11 protein-coding genes are annotated in these 12,625 nt (G+C 51.9%); 9 read left to right on the top strand and 2 right to left on the bottom strand.

The window, feature by feature from the left end; translation table 11 throughout:
- The 6 genes from DW205_RS14910 to DW205_RS14885 form a co-directional block, all read left to right on the top strand.
- On the top strand, positions 1 to 612 hold a 612-nt coding region (locus DW205_RS14910), incomplete at its 5' end, for a DUF6047 family protein (protein ID WP_255417771.1).
- A gap of 17 nt (positions 613 to 629) precedes the next feature.
- Positions 630 to 1,727: a DUF6047 family protein gene (locus DW205_RS14905; protein WP_121963116.1), complete on the top strand. Its 1,098-nt coding sequence runs from the start codon at positions 630 to 632 to the stop codon at positions 1,725 to 1,727.
- A gap of 1 nt (position 1,728) precedes the next feature.
- Complete coding sequence (locus DW205_RS14900) at positions 1,729 to 2,940, top strand: DUF6047 family protein (RefSeq protein ID WP_121963115.1); 1,212 nt, start codon at positions 1,729 to 1,731, stop codon at positions 2,938 to 2,940.
- A 13-nt stretch (positions 2,941 to 2,953) separates the two neighbouring features.
- Positions 2,954 to 3,838 carry a hypothetical protein gene (locus DW205_RS14895; protein WP_117700417.1) on the top strand — a complete coding sequence of 295 codons (885 nt, stop codon included), beginning with the start codon at positions 2,954 to 2,956 and terminating at the stop codon, positions 3,836 to 3,838.
- Positions 3,839 to 3,868: 30 nt separating this feature from the next.
- A complete protein-coding gene (locus DW205_RS14890; RefSeq protein ID WP_121963114.1) occupies positions 3,869 to 3,982 on the top strand; it encodes a DNA topoisomerase III in 114 nt (37 codons plus the stop codon).
- Between the two features lie 54 nt (positions 3,983 to 4,036).
- Entirely contained in the window at positions 4,037 to 5,944 is a 1,908-nt protein-coding gene (locus tag DW205_RS14885) for a DNA topoisomerase (protein WP_121963113.1), read from the top strand.
- Between the two features lie 250 nt (positions 5,945 to 6,194).
- On the opposite strand, the gene DW205_RS14880 is transcribed toward DW205_RS14885, so the two are convergent.
- Complete coding sequence (locus DW205_RS14880) at positions 6,195 to 6,584, bottom strand: deaminase (protein WP_225982401.1); 390 nt, start codon at positions 6,582 to 6,584, stop codon at positions 6,195 to 6,197.
- A gap of 600 nt (positions 6,585 to 7,184) precedes the next feature.
- Between DW205_RS14880 and DW205_RS22300 the strand changes: the two genes are divergently transcribed.
- Together DW205_RS22300 and DW205_RS14870 are read left to right on the top strand one after the other, a co-directional pair.
- Entirely contained in the window at positions 7,185 to 7,352 is a 168-nt protein-coding gene (locus tag DW205_RS22300; RefSeq protein WP_048928529.1) for a helix-turn-helix domain-containing protein, read from the top strand.
- 3 nt (positions 7,353 to 7,355) lie between these two features.
- Complete coding sequence (locus DW205_RS14870) at positions 7,356 to 7,667, top strand: helix-turn-helix domain-containing protein (protein ID WP_121963110.1); 312 nt, start codon at positions 7,356 to 7,358, stop codon at positions 7,665 to 7,667.
- 81 nt (positions 7,668 to 7,748) lie between these two features.
- Here DW205_RS14870 and DW205_RS14865 read toward each other — a convergent pair whose 3' ends face one another.
- Positions 7,749 to 8,978, bottom strand: coding sequence for a site-specific integrase (locus DW205_RS14865; RefSeq protein WP_121963109.1), 1,230 nt, complete (start codon positions 8,976 to 8,978; stop codon positions 7,749 to 7,751).
- 605 nt (positions 8,979 to 9,583) lie between these two features.
- On the opposite strand from DW205_RS14865, the gene ppdK reads away from it, so the two are divergent.
- Positions 9,584 to 12,304, top strand: coding sequence for a pyruvate, phosphate dikinase (gene ppdK, locus DW205_RS14860; RefSeq protein ID WP_005862365.1), 2,721 nt, complete (start codon positions 9,584 to 9,586; stop codon positions 12,302 to 12,304).
- The last annotated feature ends 321 nt before the right edge of the window (positions 12,305 to 12,625 follow it).

Here is a 12,625-nt window from a genome sequence, read left to right as displayed (position 1 = left end):
ATACGTTACCCAATATACGAGGGAGTTTATCGAATACTTACTTTTGAACTCTCCTCCAGAGCGGAGAACGAGGACATATACCGCCTGCTATCGATCAGGGAGCGTGGCTACATGAATATCCATGACCGGCCGTTCACCTATTACAGGGAGCTGCTTCCCCTGGCCGAACGGTTCGAAGAGGTGACGCAGGTGAAAGCCGCCGAGCTGTTTGACCCGCAGGCTTTCAGGAAACTTTCATCCGAGATAAGGAAAAAGGCGGACGATATCCTCCGCCGGGACTTTGACGTAAGGGGGCACCGGTCACTGGAGAAATACCTCAGTAATCCCGACACCGCCCTGCTCGTGGGAAACGTGAAGCTGGAGAACGAGCAGTTCAGGGTGCTCTCCGAAGGCCACGCCCTGTACCTTCCGGAGAATGACCGCCCCGCCTCACGACACCTGCTCTACTGCATGGCGGATTTCATACAGCACAAATTACTGGTATCCGGTGAACCGTTCCCTGTCAGGACCTACCGGGTAAAGGACGGCATCCGTCATCCGGCAGGGCAGTGTGAGGAGTTACCAGAGAAAAGGAAAAGGACCGGACGGAAGCCTTCCGGCAGAAAATTATAAATTAAAACAGTACCACCATGTATATCGGATTCATATTGAACGGCAGGAACAACCTGGAATACTGCCGGATGCTGTCTTCTGACGCAAATGACCTGGACCGCCGGTTCGGGGAGTTCTGCTTCAGCCAGGTCAGGAAACAGCTGAAAGGGGCCTACCTGCCCGAGGAAAGTATCTACTGCATCGAGGCCGCCGATGGGGATAAGAACCGGGTGGAATCCCTTGTGCGGGATATAATCGACAGAGGCGCGTGGCCCTCCGACGACCACCAGAGGCTGCGGGATATCGGATTTGTCCATGAGACGGCCGACCCTTACAGGAGGACCGACAGCCGGGACTTTATCGTCGGCGAGCTTGAACGGACGCTCCACAACGGGAGGGCGGGCAGGCTGCTGGAAGCCTACCACGACTTCCACCAAAGCCGCGAGAAGGATACCGGCAACCGTGTGCTTACGGCCATACAGACCGGACAGGGCGTGCTGCTCTTCGACGACACAGGCCGGGGACTGGAACGGGCGGAGAGCTATCTCCAGTATAATGCGGACAACTTCTTCAGCCCGATACACCGAAATACCGACAAACTGGGCGTCTATTATTTCAGCACGGACAACGCAAGGCTGGTGGAAAAGGCGCGGGAGTGCGGCAGGATGTTTGCCCCCGACGACAGGTGCAGTTTCATCCCCGCCAGGGCGGAATTCCTCCGGGCGGATATCCTGCGGGGATGCAAGCCCGCCGTGGAGTGCGACATGTCCCCAGACCTCGCCCGATACCGGGAGATGCTGAAGACATTCAAGCTCATGGAAAATGAGACACCCTTCAACATCGGCATACTGGACAGGCTGTGCAGGACGGGGGATCTTGACGAGATACCGGAAAACAGGAACTTCAGGCATTCCTGCAGCTTTTCCTCCCTGCGCTCGCAGATGAGCCATTCCTTCCTCTCCTCACAGGCGGACACGCTGCTGGGGAATTCCATGAGACAAGCCGTCAGCGATACGGCACGGCGCATCCTGCAGAACGAATACGACGTGCGAGGATATTCGCCCACCCCGGATACGAGGCGCAGGCGGGAAAAGAAACCGGAAAAGACAGGTAAAAGAACTAACATAGGAAGATAATATGGCCTCGTGGTTGGAAAAGCTGGGACTGCAAAGAACGCGTCCCCAAAAAGAAGGGCTGAAGGACTTCTGTCTGGAACTGTGTCCGGACAACCGGATAGCCTCCTTCATGATAACGGACCATACGCCCCGGAGCGGGAACCCCTTCATCCGGTTCGTCAAGGAAGCGGCACGTAAAGCCGTACTCGAGGAAGCCCGAGGCATCCCCGACAACCTGTTGCTCTTCTATGCCGGCATCCGGAAAGAGGAGCTGCCCCCTGTCAGCGGACTGCAGGAGAAGGAACCCAGGCAGGCATGGCGTTTCATCATCGAAAACGGCGGGATCACGGACGGCAACTCCGTCCCGCTGAGACGGGCCGCCTACTTGGAGGCACACGGTGTGGAAACGGACCGCAGGAACCTGGAAGGGCTGGAACACTCGCCAGGCTACAAAGACTTCGTGGCATACGAGACCGCACGGGAACGTATCCTTCAAGGAAGGAGCGCCCGGTTCCTCGTGACCGCCGTAAAGACGGACCAAGGCGTCAGGGTGTTCAACAGGGGGCTGCACGGCCCGCGCCACCTGCACGAGTACCTGCAGGAAATAGCCGACAATTTCTACTCCCCCTGTGGAAAGGGACCGGGGACATTGTCCATATTCCGCATCGAGACCTCGTCAAAACGGCTGATGGAGATGTCCCGGCAGCCCGGACGGAGCTTCCCCGCCTCCCAGCCCGGACTGGAAGTGTTCGGAAGTTACCGTCCGGTAGCCTCCTTCGACCTCTCGCCCACGGCGGCCAACCTCGACAGGTTCGTTACGGCCGGCTCCCTGGAACTTTCCAGACGCAACCTGGATATCATGACATTGCAGGACATCGCGGAAAAGGGATACGCCCACCTGGCGCTGGAGGAGCCGTTCCGTTACAGGAGGGAGTTCGCCTCCGTGGAAAAAGAACTCGGAAGGCTATCCAGGGAAAAGGAGCTCCATCCGGACTTTCCCCTCGGGGAGAGGATGGCGGAGCTCCGGGAGACTTCCAGGAAGATCGCCGCCGCCCTGTTGGCAAGGGAGGGAGTCCGGACAGGAATGCCACGGTCGGAAACAAGGTATGCCGACAGGATATCACGCATGCTGGAGAGTCCGGCGGATATCCCGGGGGCGGCCGATACCGGCAAAAAGAGAAAACAACCCTCTTCCAAACGGAAACATGCCGAAGGAAGACAAGTAAAACTGTAAACTGCAAGCATATATGGCAACCAACAAACCACTTACCTCGGAAGAGGCCGTCGACATGGGCCGCCGCGCTGTCGGCCGACGGGCATTGATGCGGACACTGAGGGACATCTTCTCGTACCGTAACCCGCTGCGGCAGTTCATGGACGCCTACCGCTTCAACGTCATCCGCTGGAGCGCGTCCAACCTCAGGGAACCGACCCTCGGAAAACGTGTCAGGCTGTTCCTCGGCACCAGAAACCCGCTGCGGATTCTCCGCGACAACTTCCGGCAGAACCGCGCGGACCTGACAGCGGACTGGGAAAGGGCGGTCATCGGCCGTATCAACCTCTCGCTGGAAGAGCTGGGGAGCATCCCGCTGCATTCCAGGCCCCGTGACCTTGCCAAAAGGCTGGACCGTGTCGGGAGGATGATAAACCGGATGACCGGCTATGAGCATTGTCCCAGCCTGCTCACGGAGAGGCTGCTGCTCTCCACCTACAGGTATATATTCATGGCTCCCCATGACAGGCGGTTCGGCGCCCTCTGCCCGGACGGGATCTGCGGGATGCTGCGGCAGAACGGCGTGCCGCCGGAGAGCCTGTATTACCAGAACTACGAAAGCCTGCTGCAAGGAAGGGAGACGGTCATCTACGAGTTCACCTCTGGCGGGAAAGGGCTACAATATCTGCGTCCCTTGGAACACGTGAGGCTGGATGCCGGCCCGGGCGGGTATGACATGCTTCCCGCCCGCCGGCCCGACAGCCCGAAGGCCCCTTCCGTTCCCCATGGGACGGAAGATGCCGTACCGCTCTCCGAAAAGGCGGAAAAAAACGGAAGGGGTACCGTAAAGGAGAAAAGAACGGTCCGGAACGCAAAAGTCAAAAAGACAAAGGCCAAAAACAAAGGCATGAGCATGTAACCAATTATTCACCTGATAAAGACAAAAATTATGAGAATCGTACTTACAGACAAACCAGCCATGGCAAGGAGCATCGCCTCCGTACTGGGCGCCCGTGAAAAGGCGGAAGGATATCTTTACGGCAACGGGTATGCCGTCACATGAACTTACGGCCACCTGCTGGCACAGGCACCGCCGTCCGCTTACGGACCCGCCCGTGTGGAACGGCAGGCGCTTCCCCTCATTCCGGTCCCGTTCCGCCTCGTTGTCAGACAAGTCAGGACGGAGGAGGGGTATGTCACCGACCCGGTAGCCACCCGGCAACTGGAAGTGCTCCGTAGGTTGCTTGAAAACGCCGACGGGCTTGTCATAGCCACAGATGCGGGGCGTGGAGGAGAACTGGTCAGCCGGGATCTTCTGGACTATCTCGGTTACCGTAAACCGGCCCTGCGCCTGTGGATATCCTCCCTGACGGAAAAGGCCATCCTGGACGGTTTCAAAAATCTGAGAGAGGACGGTGACTTCGACAACCTCGCCCTGGCGGCGAGGGCACGCAGGGAAGCGGACTGGATACTGGGCGTGAACGCAAGCATCGCCCTGGGGATAGCTGCCGGCATGGGCAACCACTCGCTCGGACGGGTACAGACTCCCACGCTGGCATTGGTCTGCCGCCGTTATCTTGAAAACAGGGATTTTGTGCCCGTGAGCTGTTTCCATCTGCAGACCGGTGTCTGCAAGGACGGGCAGAAAGTGCTTTTCACGTGTCCCCTCCGGTATGAAAGGAAAGAGGATGCGGAAAAAGCCCGGGCCAGCCTGAAGGGTAAAGGCCGCTGTACGGTCCTTGCCGTGGAAAAGAAAGAGATCATGGAGGAGCCGCCTCTGCCACATGACCTGACCGGCCTGCAGCGGGAAGCCAATACACGCCTGGGCATGACAGCCGGACAGACACTCGCCGTCGTCCAAAGGCTCTACGAAAGAGGGTGCGTCTCATATCCGAGAACCGGATGCCGCCACATTCCGGAAGACATATTCAAGCAGGCACCCACGCTCGTCGCCTCCCTTAAAGGGCATCCCCGCTTCGGAAGGCACGTGGAAAGGCTGCTCGGGAAAGGACTGAACCCTCATGCGGTGGACGGGGACAGCGTAGCAGGACACCATGCCCTTCTCATCACGGGAGAGATGCCCGAAGGACTCTCCCCGGACGAGCAGAACATCTATTCCCTGATCGCCGGAAGGATGCTGGAAGCATTTTCCGAAGGATGCGTCAAGGAGGCCATACGTGTCAGGGCCGATTACGGCGGAATGGTATTCGAGGCCGAAACCTCACGGGTGAAGTATCCGGGATGGCGGGACATTTACAACGGACCGGACATGGCGGAAGAAGGCGAATCCCTGCTGCAGTTCCATCGGGGAGAGACGCTGGCGGTATTGGAAACAGAGATACTGGAAGACAGTACAAAGCCGCAGCCACCATTCACGGAAGCCGGACTGCTGGCTGCCATGGAAAACGCCGGCGGCACGGCGGACGGTGAAAGCAAAAAGAAAATGACGGAGAGGTGCGGGCTCGGGACACCGGGCACCCGTGCAGGAATCATTGACTTGCTGGTGGCACGACGGTACGTAGAGCGTATCGGAAACCGTCTCATCCCGACCAAGAAGGGGCTGGAGATATACGGCATCGTAGGAGACAAGCTGATCGCCGATGCGGCTATGACGGCAGCCTGGGAAGAGGCGCTGCGTGAAATCGAGGAAGGAAGGCTCAGTGCCGGAAAGTTCATGAAGGGTGTCCATGAGTATGCACGGAAGATCGTGTCGGAACTGCTCGCCCTGCAGGTCGGGAACCCGGGTGTGACAAGGTGCGCCTGCCCGAAATGTGGGACAGGCAAAGTGACACTCTACGACAGGGTGGCCAAATGCGAAGATCCCGACTGCGCGTTCCATCTTCCGCGTATGTTCAACGGACGGGAGATGACAGACGAAGAGATGACACGGCTGATGGCATGGGAAGCTACCCCCTTCCTGAAATTCACCACCAAGGCGGGAAAACCCTATGAGGCGTCGCTCAGAATGGACGAGAATTACAAGGTGGAGCTTACATTCAAGGGCGACAGCAAGCGGGAGCTGTAACAGGACCGATACTGTAAGGGAAATCCATATGTCATTCGAGGCGTCTCGGACGTTACCACCTGATGCGTACCGACGGTAGTTTCCACTGAGTGAACGTTGGATTTCCTTTCCCAAAGTGACGGAGCGGAAAAAGCCAACGGCCCGCTCACGGGAAAGTTCCTTGCCGATGGCAAGGAGTTATTGTCCGTAAGGGAATGAACAGGCTGGGCCTTGGGGTACGCTATGAGGAAGATCCTACCGCAATCGCCATTCAATATCCTGTATGTAAATAATCCAGACGGCAGACACCCGTATCGAAATGTCTGTTTCCAGTCAATTTCCAAACGGAAGGCGCAAGGGCGTCTCCGAACAGCCTGATACCTCCCTGCAGTCTCGGGATAAGATAGATCACCATCTCGTCCACCATCCAGAACCTGAGCAGGCTGTCAACAAGCGGAAGTGTATCAGGGCAGGCCTCGACAAGAGCGATACCGTCCCCTTCCTCTTTCCATCGGGAGAGCGAGACGAAAGATACCGGTTCCTCAAGGTGCCGTACCGCCTTCTTCCTGATTCTGGTAATACCGTATTTGTCCCGGGAATCCTGCAACGCGGAGAGGAACTGCCGCTCCAACAGGCAGCCGTCAAGGGAGAGAAAGGCCATAAGCTGAATCTTTGCCATAAGCTGATTTTTTTATGTCGCAGGCAGGAGCAAAAAAAGCGCGGCCTTGCCCAGCCTAAAAGTGGAGCTCTGGTAAAGCTAAGAATAAAGGCTGTGCAAGCCACGCTATGACAATGCATAGCATAGCCTTACACAGAAGTCCCTTATTCTTTTGAAATTTACCAGATCCCACTTTTAGGACGTTCTGCGAACGTTATGTCTATATATCTCAAGAAAGAAGGAAAAATACTCCTTCTTTTCCCAAACTCATATTTTCGTTCCAAATATAGGAATTATTCTAAAAATCACGAAATATCGTCCGGATAATCTTCCCGTCAAGGATTGGAAAGGGTATAGTGTTTCACGACGGGCTTCCAGAAAAGCATATGACTATTAGTGACTATACATGACAATGCATGACACAGGAAAGTAACATCCCTCTTTCTTCACTATCTTGCACCCGAAATCACTAAAAAAATAAATATGGAACTGACAATTATCGAAACAAGCGCTTATCTGGAATTAAAGCGGCAGCTCAGCACGTTGTCCGTACAAGTGGAGGATCTCGCCCGGAAAATGGCTCCACCTGTCCCGGATAAATGGGTGGACGCGCAGGAGGTATGCCTGGCATTGGGAATCTCGAAGAGGTGTCTCCAGGCTTACCGTGACAGGGGACTGGTCCCCTGCTCACATATCGGCGGAAAATATTTTTACCGTGAGACGGACATACAGCAAATCCTGGAAGAAGGACTAATCAAAAACAGAAAGTAACAGATGGCGGAAATCATTACCAGGGATTCGGAGGAGTTCAAGGAACTCACCGGATGGATCAAGAGATGTGGAAGGGCACTGGAAAACGCGACAGCTCGAATCCGTCCGGGCATAGCCGACGAGCATTATCTAACGGGAGAGGAAGTCTGCGAGAAACTGCATGTATCCAGAAGGACGCTTCAGGCACTCAGGGACGAGAAGGCAATCCCGTACACTTCCATTACCGCCGCAGGAGGCAAGCTGCTATACCCGGAAAGCGGACTGTACGAGGTACTGAAAAAAAACTACAAGGACTTCAGGCGATATGCCAGATAAACAAACGGCGCGTATTCTGAACAAAAAAACTCCTTCGGCCGGATTCGAGGCTGAAGGAGTTTTTTATATAAGTTTCGGAGCTTAGTTGGCCAGCCGGTATGTGTCACCGATCTTCATGCACAGCTTGTCCGTATCTTCCCCGACTTTCGGATTGATCAGCTCGGCATAAATCTGGGTGGAAAGAATGGACTTGTGTCCCAATACCTTCTGCAAGGTTTCCAACGGCATTCCCTTTAAAATGGCCAGAACGGCAAAGGTGTGGCGTCCGATGTGCGGGGTTATCCCGGTCGAACAGCCGCATATTCTGGTCAGGACCCTCAGGCTGGATACCATGGCCTGGTATTCGCCTACGGGAAACACCTTGTCAGGCGAACTTTTCTTTTCATTGTCCCCCCTGTACTTCTCGACCAGTTCGATGGCGATAGGAAGCAACTTCACCACATAGGCCACGCCCGTTTTTATACGGTTACCCATCAGCCATGTACCACCATCGGAATCCGTATGGATATTCTTGTACGTGATCTCCTTCAGATCCGCATACGCCAAACCTGTAAAACACATGAACAGGAACATGTCACGGATGGCCCGCTGGCGCTTGTATTTCAACTTGACATGGATGATGCTTTGCAAGTCCTCCTCGGTGAGGAAAGAGCGCCGCCTGTATTCGGGCAGGCAGTTGAAACCAATGAACGGGTGAAGCCTTATCCAGCCTCTTTCCTGGGCGGTATACATCAGCCATTTCAGGGTGTTGACCCGGCAGAAAGCCGTCGAGTTCGCCAGGGCGCATGTCCCGAGCATCCAGTTATAATAGTCCTCGATGAACTTCTTGTCAAGGTCGGCGATGGCTATATCCTCGATGCGCCTCTTCTCTTTGAGGAAAAGCAGCAGATTCTTGTAGTCGGCCACCAACCCGCGATAGGTGCTTGCCGCCTTTTCCTTGCCTATCTTTTCCTTGTAGGAGGCAAGCTGTTCCCTGAACAGTCCCATAAGGGTGTGATAATCGTCTCCGAAACCAAGATAGCGGTTGTAGACACTTTTAGCCGTCACCAGGCTGTCATGGTCACAGACATACTGGTAATGCCTTGTGATCTGGGCCTTGATATTGTCAAGTTCCTGGTTCAGCCGTCTGGCCTCATCGGATTTTCCCTTCGCCCTCTTGGCCTTGGCATCCCATAATGCCAGTGAAACTTCCCGCTTGCAACTGAAGCAGGCGGTGGTCTTGTTGATGGTTATACGTCCCATAATGGGCACCTTACCGTCTTTCAATGATTGGTTCTTGGTGTAAAACAACACGGAAAATGTACTTCTCATAAACTCACTTCTTTTAGTTACAAAATTAATAAATATCGAGCTTTTTGAAGTTATGAAAAGTAACGCAATGCATTGAAAAATAATTGTTTATATCCCTTGAAATATCCGTATTTGCAAGGTAACGGATAAGTAACGGAAGTCGCAGCAAAACATGCCCTATAATGCTCGCTTTCTCTACCAACAACCAAAAACAGAAATCAATAACTATTTGATTGTTAATTGGTTTTCGCTACCTCTGCAAACTGTGGAAAAACACTTAGTTTCAAGTAATGAAACTAAAGTTTCTTCAGCAAAAAACTCCTGAGTCTTCCTATTGGAAATAAATAGACACAAATAAAAGAAAAAGATCATATATTATATGTAAGGGGCAAAGAGATAGGCGGGAAATCCGATGGGAAATGGAAGCGTCAACAAACTTCCGCACGCAAATGTAAGCATTTGCTGGATATAAATGGTAAAGAATAGTTGTAAAACATGTAAAAATCTTTAACGCTATTCGTGCTTGCAAAGTAGAAATAGCATATATTTGCAGCATTGCAAAGTTGAGATAGCAATATAACAGTTGAAATCAACAAAACTAGAATCTAAATTCAATACTGTCGAATATGGAAAGAAAAAGAGTTTACACGTTCGGAAATGGAAAAGCCGAAGGTAAGGCAGATATGAGAAATCTGCTGGGTGGTAAAGGCGCTAACCTTGCCGAGATGAATCTGATTGGTGTACCGGTTCCTCCGGGATTCACGATTACAACAGAAGTTTGTATAGAGTATTACGAGTTAGGCAAAGATAAAGTCGTAGAGTTGCTGAAAGCGGATGTTGAGAAGGCGATCGCTAATATCGAAACGTTAATGAACTCTAAGTTCGGTGATGTTGCCAATCCTCTGTTAGTTTCAGTTCGCTCCGGTGCCCGTGCGTCCATGCCGGGTATGATGGATACGATATTGAACCTTGGCTTGAACGACGAGGTAGTGGAAGGATTGTCTCGTAAGACGGGCAACGCTCGTTTCGCTTGGGATTCCTATCGTCGTTTCGTTCAAATGTACGGAGATGTCGTATTAGGCATGAAACCGACAAGCAAAGAGGATATCGATCCGTTTGAGGCGATCATCGAGGAAGTAAAGAAAGCGAAAGGCGTTAAGTTAGATAACGAGCTTGACGTTGAAGATTTGAAAACATTGGTCTCTAAATTTAAGGCAGCCGTTAAGGCCCAGACCGGACAGGATTTCCCGACTTGCGCTTATGAGCAATTGTGGGGCGCTATCTGTGCCGTGTTCAATAGCTGGATGAATGAGCGTGCTATCCTGTATCGTAAGATGGAAGGTATTCCAGACGAGTGGGGAACGGCGGTTAGCGTACAAGCCATGGTATTCGGTAATATGGGCGATACTTCCGCTACAGGCGTTTGTTTCTCTCGTGACGCGGGTAATGGTGAGGACTTGTTCAATGGCGAGTACTTGATTAACGCTCAAGGTGAGGATGTTGTAGCAGGTATCCGTACCCCGCAACAGATTACGAAGATCGGTTCACAACGTTGGGCTGAACGTGCCGGAATCTCAGAAGAAGAACGTATCGCTAAATATCCGTCCATGGAAGAAGCCATGCCGGAAATCTATAAGCAATTAGACGCTATCCAAGAGAAATTGGAAGATCATTATCGGGATATGCAAGATATGGAATTTACCGTACAAGAGGGTAAACTTTGGTTCTTGCAAACCCGTAACGGTAAACGTACCGGTGCCGCTATGGTGAAAATCGCTATCGACTTATTGCATCAAGGTATGATTGATGAGAAAACAGCGTTGAACCGTATCGAGCCGAATAAATTAGATGAGTTGCTTCACCCTGTATTCGATAAAAAAGCCGAGAAACTGGCGAAAGTGTGGGTAAAAGGTTTGCCGGCTTCACCGGGTGCCGCTACCGGACAGATCGTATTCTTCGCTGATGATGCCGCTAAATGGCATGCCGATGGCAAAAAGGTTGTCATGGTCCGTATCGAGACTTCTCCGGAAGACTTGGCCGGTATGGCTGTCGCCGAAGGTATCCTTACCGCTCGTGGAGGTATGACATCTCATGCCGCTGTTGTAGCTCGTGGTATGGGGAAGTGCTGCGTATCCGGTGCTGGTGCCTTGAACATCGATTATAAGAATAAGACGGTAGACGTTGATGGCGTGACTTTGAAAGAAGGTGATTATATCTCTATCAATGGTACGACCGGGGAAGTCTATGTAGGACAGGTCGAGACGAAAGCGGCAGAGTTGTCAGGTGACTTCGCAGAGCTAATGGCTTTAGCCGATAAATATACAAAATTGCAAGTTCGTACAAACGCTGATACGCCTCACGACGCTTCGATCGCTCGTAGCTTCGGTGCCGTTGGTATTGGCCTTTGCCGTACGGAGCATATGTTCTTCGAAGGTGAGAAGATCAAAGCTATGCGTGAGATGATCTTGGCCGAGGACGCTGAAGGTCGTAAGAAAGCGTTGGCGAAGATCCTTCCTTATCAGAAAGAGGACTTTAAGGGTATCTTCAAGGCTATGGCCGGATGTCCTGTTACCGTTCGTTTGCTCGATCCTCCTTTGCATGAGTTCGTTCCTCACGATTTGAAAGGTCAAGAGGAAATGGCTGAGACTATGGGCGTGTCCGTTAAGGAGATCCAAAAACGTGTGGAATCTCTTTGCGAGCATAACCCGATGTTGGGTCACCGTGGTTGCCGTCTAGGTAATACATATCCGGAAATTACGGAAATGCAGACTCGGGCCATTTTAGGTGCCGCTTTGGATTTGAAGAAAGAAGGTATTGAGGCTAAACCGGAAATCATGGTACCATTAACAGGTATCTTATATGAATTCAAGGAACAAGAGAAGGTGATCCGTACCGCGGCCGAAGAGCTATTCAAGGAAGTTGGCGATCGTATCGAATTCAAGGTAGGAACGATGATCGAGATTCCTCGTGCGGCATTGACAGCGGATCGTATCGCTTCCAGCGCTGAATTCTTCTCATTCGGAACGAATGACTTGACTCAGATGACATTTGGTTACTCTCGTGACGATATCGCTTCCTTCTTACCGGTTTACTTAGAGAAGAAGATTTTGAAGGTCGATCCGTTCCAAGTACTAGACCAAAATGGTGTAGGACAGCTGGTTCGTATGGCAACTGAGAAAGGTCGTGCCATCCGTCCGGATTTGAAATGTGGTATTTGCGGCGAGCATGGTGGTGAGCCTTCTTCCGTTAAGTTCTGCCATAAAGTTGGCTTGAATTACGTATCATGTTCACCTTTTAGAGTGCCCATCGCTCGTATCGCGGCGGCGCAAGCGGCTCTAGAAGACTAATCAAGGGGTTGATTTTTAATAGTTTAAGCACACGATAGACAGGAGGGTGGATTGAGTGATCAATCTACCCTCTATTTTTTTATAGTCATATGGTATAATCTTATATATCAGGATATTGAAGTGGAGGGGAAGGCAACAAAACGACTAGTTTAATCGTTCGTTTTAATTAGTCGTTTGCAAATATCGCAAAAAACATTTACTTATGAAAGTCAAAAAGACTTTAGAATATAATTTTGATGCGGTTTTTGGGGTATTTTACTAAACCTATATGTTCCCTATAAAATAATCGATATAAACGACTAATTAAAACGAACGATTAAT

The sequence above is a fragment of the Parabacteroides sp. AM17-47 genome (genome assembly GCF_003434625.1).
GTDB lineage: Bacteria > Bacteroidota > Bacteroidia > Bacteroidales > Tannerellaceae > Parabacteroides > Parabacteroides distasonis.
Note: the sequence above shows the minus strand (reverse complement) of the source record. Positions and strands in the feature narration are given on the sequence as shown.

What these genes read in the sequence shown, in the direction of transcription:
- DW205_RS14905 (WP_121963116.1), top strand. Translation starts at nt 630, where the DNA reads ATGTATATCGGATTCATATTGAACGGCAGGAACAACCTGGAATACTGC.
- DW205_RS14900 (WP_121963115.1), top strand. Translation starts at nt 1,729, where the DNA reads ATGGCCTCGTGGTTGGAAAAGCTGGGACTGCAAAGAACGCGTCCCCAA.
- DW205_RS14895 (WP_117700417.1), top strand. Translation starts at nt 2,954, where the DNA reads ATGGCAACCAACAAACCACTTACCTCGGAAGAGGCCGTCGACATGGGC.
- DW205_RS14890 (WP_121963114.1), top strand. Translation starts at nt 3,869, where the DNA reads ATGAGAATCGTACTTACAGACAAACCAGCCATGGCAAGGAGCATCGCC.
- DW205_RS14880 (WP_225982401.1), bottom strand. Translation starts at nt 6,584, where the DNA reads ATGGCCTTTCTCTCCCTTGACGGCTGCCTGTTGGAGCGGCAGTTCCTC.
- DW205_RS14870 (WP_121963110.1), top strand. Translation starts at nt 7,356, where the DNA reads ATGGCGGAAATCATTACCAGGGATTCGGAGGAGTTCAAGGAACTCACC.
- DW205_RS14865 (WP_121963109.1), bottom strand. Translation starts at nt 8,978, where the DNA reads ATGAGAAGTACATTTTCCGTGTTGTTTTACACCAAGAACCAATCATTG.
- ppdK (WP_005862365.1), top strand. Translation starts at nt 9,584, where the DNA reads ATGGAAAGAAAAAGAGTTTACACGTTCGGAAATGGAAAAGCCGAAGGT.